The organism is Rhodococcus sp. IEGM1339, from assembly GCF_050321925.1.
In the GTDB taxonomy this organism is placed as follows: domain Bacteria; phylum Actinomycetota; class Actinomycetes; order Mycobacteriales; family Mycobacteriaceae; genus Rhodococcus; species Rhodococcus pyridinivorans.
The window spans coordinates 86024-106462 of record NZ_JBNQFT010000008.1 but is presented as its reverse complement, the minus strand read 5'-3'; the positions used below and the strand labels follow the sequence as shown (position 1 = coordinate 106462).

Genomic DNA, 20439 nt, shown 5'->3' with positions numbered 1-20439 from the left:
CTAGGCTCGAAGCGTGACCCGACGCACCAAGATCGTTTGCACTATGGGGCCGGCCACCGCCGACCCCGATGTCCTGCGGAATCTCGTCGACGCCGGAATGGACGTCGCCCGCCTGAATTTCAGCCACGGTGAACACGCCGACCACGAGGGCCACTACAACCGGGTCCGCGCTGCGTCGGAGGCCTCCGGGCACGCCGTCGGTATCCTCGCCGATCTCCAGGGGCCGAAGATCCGGCTCGGACGATTCGCCGAGGACCGCACCGTGTGGGAACACGGTGAAGTGGTCCGCATCACCGTCGACGACGTGGTCGGAGACCACGACCGCGTCTCGACCACCTACAAGGAACTCGCTCAGGACGCCGTCGCCGGCGACCGGTTGCTCGTCGACGACGGCAAGGTCGGTCTCGTCGTCGAGGCGGTCGAGGGCAACGACGTCGTCTGCCGCGTCATCGAGGGCGGACCCGTCAGCAACAACAAGGGTGTCTCCCTGCCGGGGATGAACGTCTCCGTTCCGGCCATGTCGGAGAAGGACATCGAGGATCTCGAGTTCGCACTGCGCCTCGGTGTCGACTTCATCGCCCTGTCGTTCGTGCGGTCGCCGGCCGACGTCGAACTCGTTCACGAGGTCATGGACCGCGTCGGGCGGCACGTGCCGGTGATCGCCAAGCTCGAGAAGCCCGAGGCCGTCGAGAATCTCGAGGCCGTGGTCCTCGCCTTCGACGCGGTCATGGTGGCGCGCGGCGACCTCGGCGTCGAACTTCCGCTCGAGCAAGTACCGCTCGTGCAGAAGCGCGCGATCCAGATAGCACGTGAGAACGCCAAGCCCGTCATCGTCGCGACGCAGATGCTCGAATCGATGATCGAGAACTCGCGTCCCACTCGCGCCGAGGCCTCCGACGTGGCCAACGCCGTGCTCGACGGCACCGACGCCGTGATGCTCTCGGGTGAGACCTCCGTCGGCAAGTTCCCCGTCGAAACGGTCCGCACGATGGCGCGCATTATTGCCGCCGTCGAGTCGGATTCGACGGAAGTGCCTGCGCTGACGCACGTTCCGCGCACCAAGCGCGGTGTCATCTCGTACGCCGCCCGCGACATCGGCGAGCGTCTCGACGCCAAGGCGCTCGTCGCGTTCACCCAGTCGGGCGACACCGTGCGACGACTCGCGCGGCTGCACACCCCGCTGCCGCTGCTCGCGTTCACGCCCGTCCCGCACATCCGCAACCAGCTGGCGCTGACGTGGGGCACCGAGACCTTCTCGGTCGAGCCGGTCGACACCACCGACCAGATGGTCGAACAGGTCGACGCGGCGTTGCTGTCGCTGGGCCGGTACCAGCGCGGCGACCTCGTGGTGATCGTCGCCGGAGCGCCTCCGGGACGCTCGGGTTCGACCAACCTCATCCACGTGCACCGGTTGGGTGAGAAAGACACCCGGTGACACTGTCGGACACAACGGATCTCGGCGTTCTCCTCGGCCTCCTCGATCTGGAGCAGGTCGAGGAGAATGTCTTCCGTGGTGGTCATCCCGAGCAGGTCGGCAGCCGCACCTTCGGCGGTCAGCTCGTCGCGCAGGCGCTCATTGCGGCCGGACGCACCGTGGGTGATCGTCCTGTGCACGCGATCAACGCCCATTTCATCCGGGGCGGCGACGTCAAGCGGCCCATCGACTACCACGTCGTCACCCACCGGGACGGCCGCGACTTCGCGAACCGGATGGTCACCGCCTACCAGGACGACCAGGAACTGTTCGTCATGCTCGCCGCCTTCCAGCGGTGGGGCAAAGGCCTCGAACACTCGGTGACCGTTCCCGATGTTCCCCTGCCCGAAGCGCTTCCGCCGATCGGCGAACGCCTGCGCGGCTTCGAGGAGCAGTTGCCGCATTTCGTCGGCGCGCTCAAGCCGATCGACATGCGGTACGCCAACGACCCCGCCTGGGTGTTGCGGGGAACGGGGGAGAAGCTCGGCCACAACCGCGTGTGGATGCGCGCCGACGGGCAACTGCCCGACGATCCGCTGCTCCACGTCGCCACGCTGGCCTACGCGTCCGACACGACCGTCCTCGATTCGATCCTCACCACGCACGGCCTGTCGTGGGGACTCGACCGGATCGTGGCGGCGACGGTCAACCATTCGATCTGGTTCCACCGTCCGCTCCGCTTCGACGAATGGCACCTGTACGCCACGGAATCCCCGGTAGCGGCCGGTTCCCGTGGTATGGCGACGGGACGCTACTTCACCATCGAGGGCGAACTCGTCGCGACCGTCGTGCAGGAAGGGCTCATCCGTCACTTCCCGCCGCGTCGTCCGTCGGGGAGCTGATCGGCCGATCGGTCGAGGGCGGCCGACAGCGCGCGCATGCCCTCCACGATCCGCGCCAGGTTCTCGGATCCGGTCTCCTCGCACAGTGCCCGCGCGGCGTCGGCGTGAGCGGGGCCGATGGCACGGATCGCGTCGCGACCGGCCGGTGTCATCGCGACGAGCTTGGCGCGACGGTGCGCCGGATTGGGCCGGTACTCCGCCAGGCCCTTGTCGACGAGGAGATCGGCGATGCGCTGCACGCTCTGCCGGGTGATGCCCATCTCGCGGGCGATCGCGGACACCGGCAGCGGAGCGGAGGAGACCGCGCCGAGGACCTGCCACCAGGCCGCGGTCAGGCCCACCGGACGCGCCAGGGTCTCGGCCAGCGCGAAAAACTGGCCGTTGAGCCGGAAGGCCGTCAGTGCGGCCGCGCTGAGCAGTTCGGCCTCCGCCGGGTGCTGCTCGGCCGCGTTCTGCTCCGTCACGAGCCGGAGGACATGAGCTCGTAGTAGCCGCGCGGGTCGCGCTCGCCGTAGAGGGCGTACCAGGCGTCGAGGACGCGCGGTTCGTACATGTCGAGCCGGGTGAAGATCGCGCGGGCGAAGTCGACCGGGGCGATGCCGCTCGCGGTGATGAGATCGCCGTCCGTGACCGCAGGTTCGTCCCGGTACAGATCGGCGCCACCGTATCCGACGCTCTGCAGGAATTCTGGAGCGTTGCTCGTGTGCGGCCGCTCGTCGAGCAGGCCGGCAGCCGCGAGCGCTCCGGTCGCGCCACAGATCGCGGCCACCGGAACGCCGGCGTCGAGGAATTGCCGGGTCTTGTCGACGAACGGGGCGTAGGCGTCGGTCGGCCAGATGTCGTTGCCCGCGAGGATCAGCATCGCGCTGTCCTCCGGCGTGATGTCTGCGAGCACGGCGTCGGGAAGGATGCGGAGTCCGCCCTTGGTCGTGACCGGTTCCGTCGTGGCTCCGACGGTACGGACGCGGTACCGGCCGGGGCTGCGCTGCCATTCGGGATCTGCGATATGTGGCGTGACGTATCCGATCTCCCAGTCCGCCAGGGTGTCGTATACGGCGACGTGAACTGTTTCGGTCATGACAGTATGCTGACAAAACGACAGCCTGCTGTCAATGGTGTCGCACTGCCGGTCGAGGATGATTTGCTGGGTGGTCCAGGCGGCGATTAGCCTTGATCAGGACCACGTCGTGGCGCCACTGTCGTCGAAGGTCGCACGCGACCTCATCGGAGGAGAACATGGGCAACACTCACGCGCAGACTGTGAGCACAAGCGCTCGAAGCGCCGTGGCTCCTGCGTGTTGTCGTTGCCGCTGATCACCCCTGTCGGGGCTGCTCGCACTGCTCTCACGATTCCCCTGGGTCCGCTGTGACCGACGATCCGGCGGTGACCGGGAATTCCTCGCATCCGATGCGGTTCGAAAGGCACATCATGTCCGATTCGACAGTATTGCCCGTCATCGATCTGTCCGATCTCGACGGCGACGACACCACACGCAACGCCCTGCTCGATCGCCTCCGGGAGGCCACCCACGAGATCGGGTTCTTCCATCTCGCCGGTCACGGGATAGAGCCCGCGCTCGCCGACGGGCTCGTCGCGGCGGCACGCGAATTCTTCGCCCTCCCCGAGGCGGACAAGCTCGCGATCGAGAACATCCGCTCGCCCCACTTCCGCGGCTACACCCGTGTCGGTGGCGAACGCACCCAGGGCTATGTCGACTGGCGCGAACAACTCGACATCGGCCCGGAACGCGATGCCGTCGCCGAGGTCGACCCCGACCGCCCCTGGGAGGTGCTGCACGGCCCCAATCTGTGGCCCGAGCAGGTCCCCCGACTACGCGAACTGGCCCTGCGGTGGATCGACGAGGCCGGCAACGTCGGACGCCGACTGCTCGGTGCATGGGCCGAATCCCTCGGTGCCCCCGCCGATCACTTCGAGGACGCCTTCGCCGATCCCGACCCGCTGCTGAAGATCGCGCGGTATCCCGGGCACGACCGCTCGGTCACCGATCAAGGGGTCGGCAGCCACAAGGACGTCGGCGCGCTGACGTTGCTGTATCCCGAACCCGGCAGCACCGGCTTCCAGGTCGAACGCGACGGACGTTGGGTCGACATCGACCCGCTCCCAGGGCATTTCATCGTCAACATCGGAGAACTCCTCGAGGTCGCCACCGGCGGTTACCTCCAGGCGACCGTCCATCGTGTGCTGCCGCCCCCGGCGGGCACCGACCGCGTGTCGCTGCCCTTCTTCCTCAATCCCGGTCTCGACCGCGAACTCTCGGCGGTGGAGTTGCCCGCAGATCTGGCCGCGGCCGCCCGCGGCGTCGGCCCCGACGCACACGGCGGCACGCTGCACGCCGTCTACGGCCTCAACGCACTCAAGTCCCGCCTGCGGGCACATCCGAACGTGGCGGAGCGTTTTCACGCGGATCTCCTCGCCCGCTTCGCCGCACCCCGATAATCGATCTGTCCGTCCCCGTATTTCCAACGTCCCCGCATTTCCAACGTCCCCGCATTCCCAACGGAAGGTATCCACCCGATGTCACTGCGTCGTATCGTCGTCGCGTCCGCCGCGCTCACCCTCGCTGCGGGTCTCGCGGCCTGCTCGTCGTCCGAAGGTGACGACACCACCCTCCGGATCTCGGCGTCGTCCACCCCGCACGTCGAGATCCTCGACCAGATCGTGAGCACCGGGGCGCTGGGCGACTACAAGCTCGACATCGTCGAGATCACCGGGGAGGTCGATCCCAACGAACTGCTCGAGGCCGGTGACGTCGACGCGAACTTCTTCCAGCACGAGCCCTACCTGACGGACTGGCAGAAGCAGAAGGGTATCGACGACCTCGTCGCCGTCGCCGACGTGCACCTCGAGCCCATCGGCCTCTACTCGAACAAGATCGCCTCGCTCGACGAGCTGAAGGACGGCGACACTGTCGCCGTGCCGCGCGACACCACCAACTACGCCCGCGCGCTGTACCTGCTCGAATCGGCCGGTCTGCTCGAGATGGACGTGCCCTTCGAGGAGGCCGACCTGTCGGTGGTCACCGAATCGAACATCACCGCCAACCCGAAGAACCTGAACCTCGTCAGCATCGAGCGTCCGCAGCTCGCCCGTCAGCTCGACGACGCGCAGATCACCGCCGCCGTGATCAACTCCAATTACGCGCTCGAAGCCGGCCTGAACCCGGCCGAGGACGCCATCGTCACCGAAGAGGTCGAGAACAACCCCTTCTCCAACCTGCTCGTCGTGCGGGCCGAGAACGAGAACGACCCGGCAGTGACCGCGCTGGCCGAGGCCCTCGAGTCGCCCGAGACGGCTGCCTGGATCGAGGAGACCTACTCCGGCGCCGTGCTGCCGGTCCACTCGACGAACTGATGATCGTCGTCGAGAACCTCGTCAAGACCTTCCCCGGAGCCGGGCGCTCCGGGGAGGTCGCGGCGTTGCGAGGGGTGTCGCTCGAGATCCCCGACGGCGAGATCTACGGCATCGTCGGCCCGTCCGGATCCGGCAAGTCCACCCTTCTGCGCTGTCTGAACCTGCTCGAGCGGCCTACCTCGGGACGGATCCTGCTCGGCGGGGACGATTTGTCGACCCTGTCCGGCGCGGAACTGCGAGCGGCGCGTCGCCGGATCGGGACGGTCTTCCAGCAGTTCAACCTACTGCACTCGCGCACCGTGATCCGGAACGTCGAATTCCCGCTCGAAGTGGCGGGGATCGACAAGGAACAGCGCCGCAAGCGGGCGCTCGAGCTGCTCGATCTCGTCGGCCTGGCCGGCAAGGGGGAGAGCTATCCCTCGCAGCTGTCCGGTGGACAGCAGCAGCGCGTGGGCATCGCCCGCGCACTCGCCGTCGAACCCGAGGTACTGCTGTGCGACGAGGCCACGAGCGCCCTGGACCCGGACACCACCGATCAGGTCCTCGATCTCGTCGCCGAGGTGAATAGACGACTGGGCGTCACGGTCGTGGTGATCACCCACGAACTCGGGGTGCTGCGCCGGATCTGCAGCTCGGCAGCTCGGCTCGCCGCCGGACAGGTGGTCGAGACGGGCCGGATCGTCGATCTCGTCGCCGATCCCGAGTCGGCGCTCGGGCATGCGCTCGTCCCGGTCGGCACCGACCCGTCGACGGGTTCGGGTGCCGACACGGCTCTGGTCACCGCGATCGGTGATGCCGCGCACGGACCGTGGCTCGCGGAGATGATCCGCGCGATCGACGCCGACATCGCTGTGGTCGGCGGCCGGGTCGAACAGGTCGGCAGCGTCACCGTGGGCCGGATGCGCCTTCGGTTCACGGCGGGTACCGATCGGGCACTCATCGAGGGGTTCGTGGCCGAACGCCCGTATCTGAGCCTGGCGTGGGGGACGGAAGCCGAATTGGAGGGACTCACGGAATGACGGTGCAGGCGCGATGAACAAACTGCAGTGGTACGACGCCTTCCCGGAGGTGTGGGAAGCCACCCTCGAGACGCTCTACATGGTTGCGGTGTCCTTCGTGCTCACCGTCGTCGGTGGTGTGCTGGTCGGAATCGTGTTGCAGTTGACGTCCCCGTCCGGACTGTGGCCGCGCAGGACGCTCAACACCGTCCTCGGCGTGATCGTCAACCTCTTCCGGTCGCTGCCCTTCCTCATCCTGCTGATCGCGCTGATCGGGTTCACCCGCTTCATCGTGGGTACCGCGATCGGGCCGACCGCGGCGATCGTGCCGTTGACCATCGGTGCCATCCCGTTCTTCGGCCGGATCGTCGAATCCGCTCTGCGGGAGGTGCCCCGGGGCCGGGTCGAGGCGGCCCAGGCGATGGGGGCCACCAACGGGCAGATCGTGCGCAAGGTGCTGCTGCCCGAAGCACTGTCCCCGCTGATCGCCGGTGCCACCCTCACCCTCGTGCTGCTGGTGGGCTATTCGGCCATGGCCGGTGTCATCGGTGGTGGCGGTCTCGGCGACTTCGCGATCGTCTACGGCTACCAGCGGTTCAACACGCCGGTGCTGTTGCTCGCGGTGGTCGTCCTCATCGTGATGGTGCAGATCATGCAGTCGATCGGTGATCTCATGGTCCGCAGGCTCGCGCACCGGCGGTGACGCCCGAGAGCCGGGCGCACCACCGGTGCGTCCGGCTCAGCGGTCGAGCTTCGCGATCGCCTCGTCGACGAGCGGGACGTAGCGGTCGATCGACCACGGCACGGTGAGCGGATTGATCATCGACGATCCCGTGACGAACGGCTGTTCCTCCGGCGCGACGAGCGAGCCGCGCGCGATCGCCGGAATTTGCTGGTAGACGGCCTGCGATTCGATCTCCGCGCGGTTCGCCGGGTCGGAATAGAACGTGAAGATCAGATCCGAGTCCTTCAGCAGTCCGGCGTTCTCGAGCCCGATGACCGCCGAGTCGGTGCCCTCGGTCTCCTCGAGCGTCTCCGCGACCGGGTCGACCGTCAGCCCGAGTCCGCGGACCATCGCCACGCGCTGCTCGTCGGGCATGAACACGCCCAGCGTGCTGGGGCCGGTGTTGTAGATATACGAGAACGTCACCCCGGCGTATTCGGGATGCTCCGCCGCGGTGCGTTCGAAGGTGTCGTCGATCCCCGTGATCAGATCCAGCGACTCGTCGTGCCTGCCGAGTGCGGTGCCGATGGTCTCGATCTGGTCCTGCCAGGTGATCGTCCAGGGCAGTTCGGGGTAGGCGACGGTCGGGGCGATCGCCGACAGCAGGTCGTACTGCTCCTGCGTGATGCCCGACCACGGCGCGAGGATGACGTCCGGGGCGAGTCGGGCGATCGCCTCGACGTCCACCTGGGCGCCACCGGTGAACTGCTCGGGCAGCGGCTCGCCGCGTTCGGTCAGTTCCTCGTGGATCCAGGGCAGATATCCGGTTTCGTCGCTGCCCCAGGGATATTCCTCCATCCCCACTGGGGTGACACCCAGTGCGATCGCCGTCTCGGCCGAACCCATCCCGAGCGTGACGACCCTTTCGGGCTGCGCGTCGATCTCGGCGGTGCCCAGTGCGTGCTCGATCGCGACGGGTTCGAAGTCGCCCGTCGGAGAACCGTTCGAGTTGTCGCCACTGCCGGACGAGCAGGCGGTGAGTGCGACGGCGGCGGCGAGCGCGACTACCGCGCGTGACCCGAGGCGGCGCGGGGACAGAAATTTCATGGATACCTCTCACTGATCGGACCGGTTCGAGAGGTGAGCCTAACCTTCTGAAGGGGATGACGGTTATCGGCAGATTTCCGGGCCGTCCGCAACTTCGTGATGTCCCACAAACGGATCACGAGACGGATGTCATATTTGATAGAATTCTGTTATCGAAACCGCTCACGTCCCGAGCGGGAAAGGGGACGGCCGCACTCGGCCACCGCGGGGGTTCGCTCATCACCGACGATTCGTCGACCGGGAACGATGAGTGGATGCGGGGGTACCGGATGCGTCGTTCCGGGGAGGAACGGAGATGCTCATGGTTGCATCCACGGATAAGAGGTCCGATTCGATGCCACGCTCGAACCGGCGGATTCTCGCGATCATCGCGCTCACGGGAATGCTCACGATCGGATTCCTGGCTGCGGTGTTCACCGCGTCGTATCTGATCGGTGCCGCATTCGCCATGCTCACCGGCGCATGCATCGTGCTGGCGCACCTGATGATCGCGCCCGCCTCGATCATCCACGACGACGAGACGGAGACGGCCATCCGTCCCGAGATCCGCGAGCGGTGGCATCCGCTCGGTAGCGAATCCTGAGCTCGTCCCGGCCCGCCGACGTCGCGGCGCCGCCGCGACACGCGGGTTCCCCGGACGGGCGGGTGTGCTCGGTTAGCATCTTGCCCGTGACCGACTCGCTGCGCATCCTCGTCTACAGCGACGATGCGACCGTGCGGCAACAGGTTCGTGATGCCCTCGGTACCCGGCTGCACCCGGATCTGCCTCCACTCGACTACGTCGAGGTCGCGACACCGCCGGTCGTCGTCGAACGCATGCACGCCGGCGACATCGCCCTCGCCGTGCTCGACGGTGAGGCCGCCCCCGCGGGCGGCATGGGCCTCGCGAAACAACTCGAGGACGAACTCGACTCGTGCCCGCCGATCATCGTGTTGATCGCCCGGGCCGACGACGAATGGCTCGCCCGCTGGTCGGGCGCCGAGGTGGCGCTGCGTCATCCCGTCGACCCGATTCGGCTCGGCCGGCAGGTCCTCGCGCTGCTCACCCCTCGCTCCCGCCCCTCCTGACCCTTCCGACGCGCGACCGCCCGGCCGCGAACTCGTATGTGGGGCCGGAAAATCTACCCTCCTTCCCGTTGTCGAGCAGCCCGACACGCCGCCCCGAATCGAGGGCGTGAAATCGCGACAAGTCCGACGCGAACAGCACTAGTGTGTGCCGTGACTCACAACCCTGGGCCGGGACGGAACCGCCCGGTGCACGGCGGGGGTGGGTTCGCGGGCGACGAGCAGACCCGCGGCCGGATTCGCGCAAGCAACCGGAGGTCGCATGAACGCTTACGTACCGATCCTGGTACTCGGTGGCATCGCGCTTGCCTTCGCGGTCTTCTCCGTCGCGGTGGCGAGCCTCGCGGGCCCGAGCCGATACAACCGCGCCAAGCTCGATGCGTACGAGTGCGGCATCGACCCCACACCCCAGCCGGTGGGAGGTGGCCGCTTCCCGGTGAAGTACTACCTCACCGCGATGCTGTTCATCATCTTCGACATCGAGATCGTCTTCCTGTACCCGTGGGCGGTCCATTTCGACGCGCTCGGCGTCTTCGGTCTGGCGGCGATGGCGCTGTTCATGTTCAACGTCTTCGTCGCCTACGCCTACGAGTGGAAACGAGGAGGCCTGACATGGGACTGACGACCCGCGTATACGACGGGATGTCCTGCCAGCGAAGGGTTTACGAGAGCGGACGACAAACGACCGGGCGTCCGGTCCGATTCCGGGGAAGGTGACGGGCGATGGGCATCGAGGAGAAGGTCCCCAGCGGTTTTCTGCTCAGCACCGTCGAGACCCTGGCCGGTTTCGCGCGCAAAGGCTCCTTGTGGCCGGCGTCCTTCGGGCTCGCGTGCTGCGCCATCGAGATGATGGCCACCGCCGGTGGCCGCTACGACATCGCCCGCTTCGGTATGGAGGCCTTCCGGGCCTCCCCGCGACAGGCCGACGTCATGATCGTCGCCGGCCGAGTCAGCCAGAAGATGGCTCCCGCCCTGCGCCGCGTCTACGACCAGATGGTCGAACCGAAGTGGGTGCTCGCGATGGGCGTGTGCGCCTCGTCGGGCGGCATGTTCAACAACTACGCGATCGTTCAGGGGGTCGACCACGTCGTCCCCGTCGACATCTACCTTCCGGGCTGCCCGCCCCGGCCCGAGATGCTCCTGCACGCCATCCTCATGCTGCACGAGAAGATCGCGCAGATGCCACTGGGTGTGAACCGGGCCGAGGCGATCCGCGCCGCCGAGGAAGCGGCCCTGGCCCAACGTCCCCTCATCGAACTGACGGTGCCGCCGCGATGACCGATCTCGAACGGACAGGATCCGACCACGACGACCGCGCCGACGAGGTGATCGCCGTCCGACGCGGCATGTTCGGGGTGCGTGGATCCGGTGACACCAGCGGCTACGGCCGCCTCGTGCGCCGGGTGACGCTGCCCGGCAGCACCGAGCGACCCTACGGCGGGTACCTCGACGACCTCGTCGACACGCTCGAGGACGTCCTCGACGAGCGATCCGGCGACACCGGCGTCGGCTATGCCCAGGCGGTCGAGAAGGTCGTCGCGCACCGCCACCAGCTGACCGTCTTCGTCCGCCGCGAACATCTGCCGCTCGTGGCCCGCACCCTGCGCGACCATGCGGACCTCCGCTTCGAGCTGTGCCTCGGGGTCAGCGGGGTGCATTACCCGCAGGAGACGGGCCGCGAACTGCACGCGGTGTATCCGCTCGTCTCGATCACCCACAACCGCCGGATACGGCTCGAGGTCGCGATCCCCGACAGCGACCCGTACGTCCCCTCGCTCTACCGCACCTACCCGACGAACGACTGGCACGAGCGCGAGACCTACGACTTCTTCGGAATCGTCTTCGACGGGCACCCCGCGCTCACCCGCATCGAGATGCCCGACGACTGGCACGGACATCCCCAACGCAAGGACTACCCTCTCGGCGGCATCCCGGTGGAATACAAGGGCGCCCGGATCCCGCCACCCGACGAACGGAGGGCGTACACGTGACGAGCGAACCCGCGACCGAGACCGTCTTCGACGCCGTCGGACGCGACTGGGACGGCATCACCGCTGCCGTACGCGACAGCGGCGAGGACCACATCGTCGTCAACATGGGCCCCCAGCACCCATCCACCCACGGAGTGTTGCGCCTGATCCTCGAGATCGACGGCGAGACCGTCACGGAGGCCCGATGTGGAATCGGCTATCTGCACACCGGAATCGAGAAAAACCTCGAATTCCGCAACTGGACGCAGGGCGTCACCTTCGTCACTCGCATGGACTACCTCGCCCCGTTTCACAACGAGACGGCCTACTGCCTCGGCGTCGAGAAGCTGCTCGGCATCGAGGATCTCGTCCCCGAACGCGCGCAGGTCGTGCGGGTGATGCTCATGGAACTCAACCGCATCTCCTCGCACCTGGTGGCGCTGGCCACCGGTGGCATGGAACTCGGCGCGACCACCCCGATGCTGTTCGGTTTCCGCGAACGCGAACTGATCCTCGACGTCTTCGAGACGATCACCGGACTGCGGATGAACCACTCCTACATCCGGCCCGGCGGACTGTCCCAGGACTTGCCCGACGAAGCCGTGCCGATGATCCGCGACCTGCTCGCCCTCCTACCCGGCCGGCTCGCCGATCTCGAAGCCCTGTTCACCGACAACCCCATCTTCATCTCACGCACCCGCGACATCGGCTGCCTCGACCTCACCGGCTGCATGGCCCTCGGGATCACCGGACCGATCCTACGGTCCACCGGACTGCCCTACGACCTGCGCCGCGCCGAACCCTACTGCGGCTACGAGACCTACGAGTTCGACGTCGTCACCGCAGAGGGATCCGACTGCTACGCGCGCTATCTCGTCCGGATCGGGGAGATGCACGAATCGTTGAAGATCGTCGAACAGTGCCTCGACCGGCTCCGCCCCGGACCGGTGATGGTCCAGGACGGCAAGATCGCTTGGCCGTCGGAACTGCAGCTCGGACCGGACGGACTCGGCAACTCGCCCGACCACATCCGGCACATCATGGGCGAGTCGATGGAGGGTCTGATCCACCACTTCAAGCTCGTCACCGAAGGCATACGTGTCCCCGCGGGACAGGTCTACATCGGCGTCGAATCGCCACGCGGCGAACTCGGCGTCCACATGGTCAGCGACGGCGGCACACGCCCGTACCGCGTGCACTACCGCGACCCGTCGTTCACGAATCTGCAGGCCGTCGCGGCGATGTGCGAGGGCGGCATGGTCTCCGACGTGATCGCTGCCGTCGCCAGCATCGACCCGGTGATGGGGGGAGTGGACCGATGAGCACCGAATTCGTGCGGGCTGCGGGCGCGGAGACCACCGGCACCGCGGCCACGAGCGAGACCACCGCCGCCGTGCCGATGACCGAACCGGCCGGACGCGAACCCGTCCTCGTGCCGCTCGGGCCGCGACCCGACGAGGACACCTATCTCACCCCACCTGACGCACCGCGCCGCTATCCCGACGACGCGCGCGCCCGCCTCGACGCCGACGCCGACCGGATCATCGCGCGCTACCCGCAGCCACGATCAGCGCTGCTGCCGCTGCTGCACCTCGTGCAGGCGGAGGACGGTTACATCACGCCGGCCGGCATCGAGTTCTGCGCCCGGCGGCTCGGACTCACCGGCGCCGAGGTCGCCGCCGTCTCCACCTTCTACACCATGTACCGCCGCTCGCCGACCGGCCGCCACCACGTCGGAGTGTGCACGAACGCGTTGTGCGCGACGATGGGCGGCGACGAGATCTTCTCCGCGCTGTGCACCCGGCTCGGCATCGGGCACGACGAGACCACCGCCGACGGCGCGATCACCCTCGAGCACATCGAATGCAACGCGGCGTGCGACTACGCCCCGGTGATGACCGTCGACTGGGAACTGTTCGACAACCGCACTATCGACTCCGCGATCGAACTCGTCGACGACCTGCTCGCCGGCGGCACCCCCGCACCGACGCGCGGCGCCCCGCTGCGCAGCTTCCGCGACACCGCACGCCTGCTCGCGGGGATCCCCGACGACCGGCCCGGTGCGCTCGAGGCCGCCGGTACCGCCGGGCCGGCCTCCCTCGCCGGGCTCGAGGTCGCCCGCAAGCACGACATGCGGGCACCCGAACCGCCGGAGAATGACGAGGCCGTCGTCGCCGTCGCGAAATCACCGACAGGTCTGACCCCCGTACTCACCCGTTATTGGGCCGAGGAACAGGCGTGGACCCTCGACGCCTACCGGCGGCACGGTGGATACGAAGCCCTGCCCATCGCGCTCGGCATGGACCCGGATGCGGTCATCGCCGCAGTCAAGGATTCCGGGATCCGCGGTCGCGGCGGCGCCGGATTCTCCACGGGCACCAAGTGGTCGTTCATCCCGCAGGGCGACGACAAGCCGCACTATCTCGTCGTCAACGCCGACGAATCCGAACCGGGCACCTGCAAGGACATCCCGTTCATGCTGGCCACCCCGCATGCCCTCGTCGAAGGCGTGATCATCGCCGCCTACGCGATCCGCGCCCGGCACGCGTTCGTCTATCTCCGCGGCGAAGCCGTCCCGGTGCTGCGGCGCCTGCACGCGGCGGTCGCCGAGGCCTACGAGGCCGGTTATCTCGGACGCGACATCCTCGGCTCCGGATACGACCTCGAACTCGTCGTCCACGCCGGTGCGGGCGCATACATCTGCGGTGAGGAGACGGCGCTGCTCGACTCCCTCGAGGGCCGCCGCGGCCAACCACGCCTGCGCCCGCCCTTTCCCGCCGTCGCCGGCCTGTACGCATGCCCGACCGTCGTCAACAACGTCGAATCCATCGCGAACATCCCGTTCGTCATCCGCAACGGTGTGGACTGGTACCGCTCGATGGGCACCGAGAAATCACCGGGATTCGCGATGTTCTCGCTGTCCGGGCACGTCACCACCCCCGGCCAGTACGAGGCCCCGCTCGGCATCACCCTGCGCGAGCTGCTCGGCTACGCCGGAGGTGTGCGCGCCGGCCACCGGCTCAAGTTCTGGACACCCGGCGGTTCGTCGACCCCGATCTTCACCGACGAACACCTCGACGTCCCCCTGGACTACGAGAACGTCGCCGCCGCCGGGTCGATGCTCGGGACCCGGGCCCTGCAGATCTTCGACGAGACCACCTGCGTCGTCCGCACGGTGCTGCGCTGGACCGAGTTCTACGCGCACGAATCGTGCGGCAAGTGCACCCCCTGCCGCGAGGGCACCTGGTGGCTCGTGCAGATCCTCGAGCGGCTCGAACACGGCCGGGGCGCCGAAGCCGACCTGGAGAAGCTGCTCGACATCTCCGACAACATCCTCGGCCGGGCGTTCTGCGCGCTCGGGGACGGCGCGACCAGCCCGATCACGTCGTCGCTGAAGTACTTCCGCGACGAATACGTCGCCCACTTCGAGCACGGCGGCTGCCCGTTCGACCCGCACCTGTCGACGCTCGCCGCCGACGCCCCCGCGAAAGGAGGCGAGCGATGACCGCAGTGTCCGGTGCCGGTGCGGAGAAGTCCGAGACCACCGACCTCGTGAACGTCACCATCGACGACACCGAGATCGCCGTGCCCAAGGGCACTCTCGTGATCCGCGCCGCCGAACTGATCGGGGTCCAGATCCCGCGGTTCTGCGACCACCCGCTGCTCGAACCGGTCGGTGCGTGCCGCCAGTGCCTCGTCGAGGTCGAGGGCCAGCGCAAACCGCTCGCCTCGTGCACCTCCGTGGTCACCGACGGGATGGTCGTGCGCACCCAGTTCACCTCACCGGTGGCCGACAAGGCCCAGCGCGGCGTGATGGAACTGCTGCTCATCAACCATCCGCTCGACTGTCCGGTATGCGACAAGGGCGGCGAGTGCCCGCTGCAGAACCAGGCGATGTCCAACGGACGCGCCGAGTCCCGCTTCGAGGACACCAAACGCACCTACCCGAAACCCATCGCGATCTCCTCGCAGGTGCTCCTCGACCGCGAACGGTGCGTGCTGTGCGCGCGGTGCACCCGCTTCGCCGACCAGATCGCGGGCGACCGGTTCGTCGACATGCTCGACCGCGGGGCGCTGCAGCAGGTCGGTATCTACACCGAGGAACCGTTCGAGTCGTACTTCTCCGGCAACACCGTCCAGATCTGTCCGGTCGGCGCGCTCACCGGCGCCGCCTACCGGTTTCGCGCCCGCCCGTTCGACCTGGTCTCCACGCCGAGTGTGTGCGAACACTGCGCGAGCGGCTGCGCCCAGCGCACCGACCATCGTCGTGGAGCCGTGCTGCGCCGCCTCGCCGGGGACGACCCCGAGGTCAACGAGGAATGGAACTGCGACAAGGGACGCTGGGCGTTCACCTACGCCACCGCCGACGACCGCCTCACCACGCCCCTCGTCCGCGACGACACCGGAGCGCTCGTCCCCGCCTCGTGGATCGAGGCGCTCGGCGTCGCCGCCCGCGGGCTCGCGGCGGCACGTGGCAGGGCCGCAGTCCTGACCGGTGGCCGGCTCACCGTCGAGGACGCCTACGCGTACGCGAAGTTCGCGCGAACGGCGCTCGGCACCAACGACATCGACTTCCGCAGTCGAGCCCTGTCGGGGGAGGAGACGGACTTCCTCGCCTCGCGGGTCGCCGGGCGGCGCCTCGACGTCACCTACCGCGACCTCGACCGCGCGCCGGCGGTGCTCCTCGTCGGATTCGAGCCGGAGGAGGAGTCGCCGATCGTCTTCCTGCGGCTGCGCAAGGCGGTCCGGCGGAACAGGCTGCAGGTCTTCACGATCGCACCGTTCGCCTCGCGCGGTGTCCACAAGCTGTCGGGCCGGGTCGAACAGTGCGTCCCGGGCGACGAGGCACGCGCGCTCGACGCGATCCGCACCGGCGCATCCGCCGATGCCGCGGCGGCGCTCGGGACTCCCGGTGCGATCGTGCTGGTGGGGGAGCGGGCCGCAGCATCGCCCGGCACGCTGTCCGCCGCTGCGGCCCTCGCCGACGAGACCAGAGCCCGCCTCGCGTGGATCCCGCGCCGCGCCGGTGATCGCGGAGCACTCGAAGCCGGCGCCTTCCCGACACTTCTCCCCGGCGGTCGCCCGATCGGCGACCCGCAGGCCCGGCGCGACATCGAGTCGGCGTGGGGTCTACCGGCTGACACCCTGCCGTCGGAGCCGGGCCGCGACACCGACGCCATCCTCGCCGCGGCCGCCGAAGGTGATGTGGCTGCGCTCGTGGTCGCCGGCGTCGACCCCGCCGACCTGCCCGACCCCGATGCCGCACTCGCGGGTCTCGACGGTGCCGGCTTCGTCGTGAGTCTGGAAGTGCGACGCAGCGCGGTGACCGACCGCGCCCACGTCGTCTTCCCCGTCGCGCCGGTGGTCGAGAAGGCCGGGAGCTTCCTCGACTGGGAGGGACGCGAACGTGCCTTCCCGATCGCCCTCCGCGACACCGGAGCACTGCCCGACCACCGGGTGCTCGCGGCGATCACCGACGCGATGGACCTCGATGGAGGCCTCGACGATCCCGGCCCCCACGACGTCGAGACCCTCCGCCACGAACTCGCGGAGCTCGGACGATGGACGGGCACCGTTCCCGAATCGCCGGGAGTGTCCCCGCGACCCCCGCGACGTCCCGTCCTCGGGGAAGCGGTCCTGGCCACCTGGCGGATGCTGCTCGACGCGGGCCGGTTGCAGGACGACGAACCGCACCTCGCCGGAACGGCGCACGAACCCGTCGCCCGGTTGTCCGCCGCGACAGCCGCGGAGATCGGTGCCGCCGACCATCATTCGCTCACCGTCTCCACCGAGCGCGGCTCGATCACTCTGCCGCTGGTGGTCGACGACCTGCCCGACCGCGTGGTCTGGCTGCCCACCGCCTCGCCGGGATCGATGGTGCACGCCGATCTCGGTGTCACCGCCGGTGACGTGGTGCGGATCCGGGCCACCGCCACGACGGGCTCCGGATCGGACGAGGAGGATCCGCGATGAGCGTCACCGCCCAGCCCGTGGACCTGTCGATGTTCGGCATCGACCCCTGGTGGCTCGTCGTCGTCAAGGCCGTGGCGATCTTCGCGTTCCTCGTCCTGACGACCCTCGTGATGATCCTCGCCGAACGCAAGATCATGGCCTGGATGCAGATGCGGGTCGGACCCGACCGGGTGGGGCCGAAGGGACTGTTCCAGACCGTCGCCGACGGTCTGAAACTCGCGCTCAAGGAAGGCATCATCCCTACCGGGGTGGACAAGCCGATCTACATGCTCGCCCCGATCATCGCGACGGCCCCGGCGTTCATGGCGTTCGCGGTCATTCCCTTCGGGCCCGAGGTGTCGATCCTCGGGAACCGGACGCCGCTGCAGCTGACCGATCTTCCCGTCGCGGTGCTCTACGTCCTGGCGATCACCTCCGTCGGCGTCTACGGGATCGTGCTCGCCGGCTGGGCCTCGGGTTCGACCTATCCGCTGCTCGGTGGTCTCCGCTCGACCGCGCAGGTCATCTCCTACGAGATTGCGATGGGACTCGCGTTCGCCGCGGTCTTCCTGCAGGCGGGCACGATGTCGACCTCGGGCATCGTCGCCGCGCAGAACGACCTGTGGTTCGTCGTGCTGCTGCTGCCGTCCTTCCTGGTGTACTCGGTGTCGATGGTGGGGGAGACCAACCGCGCCCCCTTCGACCTGCCCGAGGCCGAGGGCGAACTCGTGGGCGGTTTCCACACGGAGTACTCGTCGCTGCGGTTCGCGATGTTCATGCTCGCGGAGTACGTCAACATGGTCACCGTCTCCGCGCTCGCGACCACCCTGTTCCTCGGTGGCTGGCACGCGCCGTGGCCGCTGACACTGTGGAGCGGCGCGAACTCGGGCTGGTGGCCGCTGCTGTGGTTCGTGATCAAGGTGTGGGTCGTGCTGTTCGTCTTCGTGTGGCTGCGCAGCACCCTGCCGCGACTGCGCTACGACCAGTTCATGGCCCTGGGCTGGAAACTGCTCATCCCCGTCTCGGTGGTGTGGGTGATGATCGTGGCCGCGCTGCGCATCCTCGACACCGACGACGTCCTGCCCGGCACCGCGAGCCTCATCGTCGCCGGGGTGCTGTCCACCGCTCTGCTGTTCGCCTACCTCACCCTGCAGGGGCGGCGGAGCCGGCGCATCGCACAGGCGACGGAACCACCCGCCGGCGTCGACGAGGAGTTCGACGCCATGGCCGGAGGTTTCCCCGTGCCGCCACTACCTGCTCGGTCGAGCACCCGATCGAGTCCGCCCGCCCCGGCGGGTCGTCTCCCAGGAGGATCGTGATGGTCGAATTCCGCGGCCCGCTCGCCGGTTTCGGTGTGACGCTCACGACGATGTTCAAGAAGCCCAACACCGAGCAGTATCCGGAACAGAAGAGACCCACCGCCCCCCGCTATCACGGACGCCACCAGCTCAACCGGTATCCGGACGGACTCGAGAAGTGCATCGGCTGCGAACTGTGCGCGTGGGCCTGCCCCGCCGACGCCATCCACGTCGAGGGTGCCGACAACACCGACGAGGAGCGGTACTCGCCCGGCGAACGGTACGGGCGCGTCTACCAGATCAACTACCTGCGGTGCATCGGCTGCGGATTGTGCATCGAGGCGTGCCCGACCCGCGCGCTGACGATGACGAACGAGTACGAGATGGCCGCCGACAACCGCACCGACATGATCTACGAGAAGGACCGCCTGCTCGCGCCGCTCGAACCCGGGATGCAGCCACCCCCGCATCCCATGGCACCCGGCGCCACCGACGAGGACTACTACCGGGGCACGATCCCCGTCCCGGAACATGCGTCCGCCGCCGACGGGGAGGAACACCGGTGACCACCGCGCTGCTCGCCGCCGAACTCACCACGACCTCCACCGGGGAGGCCGTGCAGTTCTGGATCCTCGGTGCCGTCGCGGTACTCGGGGCGCTCGGTGTCGTCGTCGCCCCGAAGGCCGTGTACTCGGCGCTGTTCCTCGCCATGACGATGATCGTGCTCGCCGTCTTCTACATCGCGCAGGATGCGTTGTTCCTCGGTGTGGTGCAGATCGTCGTCTACACCGGCGCCGTGATGATGCTGTTCCTGTTCGTGCTCATGCTCGTCGGTATCGACTCCGCCGACTCCCTCGTCGAAACCATCAAGGGACAGCGCGTTCTCGCGATCGTCGTGGCGGTCGGCTTCGCGGCGATGCTCATCGGTGGCATCGGGAACACCGCGGTCTCCGGCTTCGCGGGACTCGACGCGGCCAACGCCGGCGGCAACGTCGAGGGCCTGGCGGTGCTGCTGTTCATCGACTACGTCTGGGCGTTCGAACTCACCGGAGCGCTGCTCATCACCGCCACCGTCGGTGCGATGGTGCTCGCCCACCGGGAACGTCTGCAGCCGAGGCAGACCCAACGCGAACTCGCCGCACGCCGGTTCCGCGAAGGGGAGCGCGTCACACCGCTGCCGGCCGCGGGTGTCTATGCCCGCCACAACGCCGCCGACGTCCCGGCCCTGCTCCCGGACGGATCGTTCTCCGAACTGTCGGTCGGTGAGCTGCTCGGCCGCATCGGGCGCGACTGGGACCACACCGAACTCGGCCTGCGCGAACCCGGCGACGACGCGAGGAAGGATCGGCGATGAACCCCGAGAACTACCTCTACCTGTCGGCGCTGCTGTTCACCATCGGCGCGGTGGGAGTTCTCCTGCGCCGCAACGCGATCGTCGTGTTCATGTGCGTCGAGTTGATGCTCAACGCCGCGAACCTGGCCTTCGTCGCCTTCGCGCGGATGCACGGCAACCTCCACGGACAGGTGTTCGCCTTCTTCACGATGGTCGTCGCGGCCGCCGAGGTCGTCGTCGGCCTCGCGATCATCGTGACCATCTTCCGGACGAGGCGATCGGCCTCCGTCGACAACGCCGACCTGCTCAAGTACTGACGACCCCACGAGGACGGTGAGTGTGAGAGCCCACGACGAACCGAGA

General features: G+C 68.1%; 21 protein-coding genes. 18 read left to right on the top strand and 3 right to left on the bottom strand.

All coding sequences use genetic code 11. The features are described from left to right. Nucleotides 1-13 precede the first annotated feature (13 nt). Together pyk and ACQR3U_RS10970 are read left to right on the top strand one after the other, a co-directional pair. Nucleotides 14-1435 carry a pyruvate kinase gene (gene pyk, locus ACQR3U_RS10975; RefSeq protein ID WP_006554056.1) on the top strand — a complete coding sequence of 474 codons (1422 nt, stop codon included), beginning with the start codon at nucleotides 14-16 and terminating at the stop codon, nucleotides 1433-1435. Further along, nucleotides 1432-2316 (top strand): acyl-CoA thioesterase II, encoded by an 885-nt coding sequence (locus tag ACQR3U_RS10970; protein WP_230810509.1) that lies wholly within the window; start codon nucleotides 1432-1434, stop codon nucleotides 2314-2316. The genes pyk and ACQR3U_RS10970 overlap by 4 nt, the downstream gene beginning before the upstream one ends. On the opposite strand, the gene ACQR3U_RS10965 is transcribed toward ACQR3U_RS10970, so the two are convergent. Beyond that, nucleotides 2283-2780, bottom strand: coding sequence for a MarR family winged helix-turn-helix transcriptional regulator (locus ACQR3U_RS10965; RefSeq protein WP_024101204.1), 498 nt, complete (start codon nucleotides 2778-2780; stop codon nucleotides 2283-2285). The two genes, ACQR3U_RS10970 and ACQR3U_RS10965, sit on opposite strands and share 34 nt — an antisense overlap. Then, complete coding sequence (locus ACQR3U_RS10960) at nucleotides 2777-3394, bottom strand: DJ-1/PfpI family protein (RefSeq protein ID WP_019289699.1); 618 nt, start codon at nucleotides 3392-3394, stop codon at nucleotides 2777-2779. The genes ACQR3U_RS10965 and ACQR3U_RS10960 overlap by 4 nt, the downstream gene beginning before the upstream one ends. 351 nt (nucleotides 3395-3745) lie before the next feature. Between ACQR3U_RS10960 and ACQR3U_RS10955 the strand changes: the two genes are divergently transcribed. The 4 genes from ACQR3U_RS10955 (at nucleotide 3746) to ACQR3U_RS10940 (ending at nucleotide 7390) form a co-directional block, all read left to right on the top strand. Continuing rightward, the gene (locus ACQR3U_RS10955; RefSeq protein ID WP_230810510.1) at nucleotides 3746-4774 is read left to right on the top strand and encodes an isopenicillin N synthase family dioxygenase; all 1029 of its coding nucleotides are present in this window, start codon (nucleotides 3746-3748) and stop codon (nucleotides 4772-4774) included. A gap of 78 nt (nucleotides 4775-4852) precedes the next feature. Next, on the top strand, nucleotides 4853-5689 hold the full coding sequence (locus tag ACQR3U_RS10950; protein ID WP_019289697.1) for a MetQ/NlpA family ABC transporter substrate-binding protein: 837 nt from the start codon (nucleotides 4853-4855) through the stop codon (nucleotides 5687-5689). Beyond that, nucleotides 5689-6708, top strand: a complete 1020-nt coding sequence (locus ACQR3U_RS10945) for a methionine ABC transporter ATP-binding protein (RefSeq protein ID WP_006554050.1) — start codon at nucleotides 5689-5691, stop codon at nucleotides 6706-6708. Before ACQR3U_RS10950 ends, ACQR3U_RS10945 begins: the two co-directional genes overlap by 1 nt. Before the next feature lie 13 nt (nucleotides 6709-6721). Beyond that, nucleotides 6722-7390: a methionine ABC transporter permease gene (locus tag ACQR3U_RS10940; RefSeq protein ID WP_006554049.1), complete on the top strand. Its 669-nt coding sequence runs from the start codon at nucleotides 6722-6724 to the stop codon at nucleotides 7388-7390. Between the two features lie 36 nt (nucleotides 7391-7426). Here ACQR3U_RS10940 and ACQR3U_RS10935 read toward each other — a convergent pair whose 3' ends face one another. Further along, nucleotides 7427-8458, bottom strand: a complete 1032-nt coding sequence (locus tag ACQR3U_RS10935) for an iron-siderophore ABC transporter substrate-binding protein (protein ID WP_230810511.1) — start codon at nucleotides 8456-8458, stop codon at nucleotides 7427-7429. A 334-nt stretch (nucleotides 8459-8792) separates the two neighbouring features. Between ACQR3U_RS10935 and ACQR3U_RS10930 the strand changes: the two genes are divergently transcribed. The 12 genes from ACQR3U_RS10930 (at nucleotide 8793) to nuoK (ending at nucleotide 20393) form a co-directional block, all read left to right on the top strand. After that, nucleotides 8793-9041 (top strand): hypothetical protein, encoded by a 249-nt coding sequence (locus ACQR3U_RS10930; protein ID WP_230810512.1) that lies wholly within the window; start codon nucleotides 8793-8795, stop codon nucleotides 9039-9041. Nucleotides 9042-9121: 80 nt separating this feature from the next. Further along, nucleotides 9122-9526, top strand: coding sequence for a response regulator transcription factor (locus tag ACQR3U_RS10925; RefSeq protein ID WP_080678464.1), 405 nt, complete (start codon nucleotides 9122-9124; stop codon nucleotides 9524-9526). Nucleotides 9527-9785: 259 nt separating this feature from the next. After that, the gene (locus ACQR3U_RS10920; protein WP_016935086.1) at nucleotides 9786-10145 is read left to right on the top strand and encodes an NADH-quinone oxidoreductase subunit A; all 360 of its coding nucleotides are present in this window, start codon (nucleotides 9786-9788) and stop codon (nucleotides 10143-10145) included. 101 nt (nucleotides 10146-10246) lie between these two features. Next, the gene (locus tag ACQR3U_RS10915) at nucleotides 10247-10801 is read left to right on the top strand and encodes a NuoB/complex I 20 kDa subunit family protein (protein ID WP_006554043.1); all 555 of its coding nucleotides are present in this window, start codon (nucleotides 10247-10249) and stop codon (nucleotides 10799-10801) included. After that, entirely contained in the window at nucleotides 10798-11514 is a 717-nt protein-coding gene (locus ACQR3U_RS10910) for an NADH-quinone oxidoreductase subunit C (protein WP_006554042.1), read from the top strand. Before ACQR3U_RS10915 ends, ACQR3U_RS10910 begins: the two co-directional genes overlap by 4 nt. After that, nucleotides 11511-12815, top strand: a complete 1305-nt coding sequence (locus ACQR3U_RS10905) for an NADH-quinone oxidoreductase subunit D (RefSeq protein ID WP_006554041.1) — start codon at nucleotides 11511-11513, stop codon at nucleotides 12813-12815. Before ACQR3U_RS10910 ends, ACQR3U_RS10905 begins: the two co-directional genes overlap by 4 nt. Then, nucleotides 12812-14998 carry an NADH-quinone oxidoreductase subunit NuoF gene (gene nuoF, locus ACQR3U_RS10900; protein WP_230810513.1) on the top strand — a complete coding sequence of 729 codons (2187 nt, stop codon included), beginning with the start codon at nucleotides 12812-12814 and terminating at the stop codon, nucleotides 14996-14998. Before ACQR3U_RS10905 ends, nuoF begins: the two co-directional genes overlap by 4 nt. Then, the gene (locus ACQR3U_RS10895; protein ID WP_230810514.1) at nucleotides 14995-17466 is read left to right on the top strand and encodes an NADH-quinone oxidoreductase subunit G; all 2472 of its coding nucleotides are present in this window, start codon (nucleotides 14995-14997) and stop codon (nucleotides 17464-17466) included. Before nuoF ends, ACQR3U_RS10895 begins: the two co-directional genes overlap by 4 nt. Beyond that, on the top strand, nucleotides 17463-18764 hold the full coding sequence (gene nuoH, locus ACQR3U_RS10890) for an NADH-quinone oxidoreductase subunit NuoH (protein ID WP_006554038.1): 1302 nt from the start codon (nucleotides 17463-17465) through the stop codon (nucleotides 18762-18764). The genes ACQR3U_RS10895 and nuoH overlap by 4 nt, the downstream gene beginning before the upstream one ends. Next, entirely contained in the window at nucleotides 18764-19309 is a 546-nt protein-coding gene (gene nuoI / locus ACQR3U_RS10885; protein ID WP_006554037.1) for an NADH-quinone oxidoreductase subunit NuoI, read from the top strand. The genes nuoH and nuoI overlap by 1 nt, the downstream gene beginning before the upstream one ends. Then, nucleotides 19306-20097 (top strand): NADH-quinone oxidoreductase subunit J, encoded by a 792-nt coding sequence (locus ACQR3U_RS10880; RefSeq protein WP_006554036.1) that lies wholly within the window; start codon nucleotides 19306-19308, stop codon nucleotides 20095-20097. Before nuoI ends, ACQR3U_RS10880 begins: the two co-directional genes overlap by 4 nt. After that, nucleotides 20094-20393, top strand: a complete 300-nt coding sequence (gene nuoK / locus ACQR3U_RS10875; RefSeq protein ID WP_230810515.1) for an NADH-quinone oxidoreductase subunit NuoK — start codon at nucleotides 20094-20096, stop codon at nucleotides 20391-20393. Before ACQR3U_RS10880 ends, nuoK begins: the two co-directional genes overlap by 4 nt. Nucleotides 20394-20439: the final 46 nt, after the last annotated feature.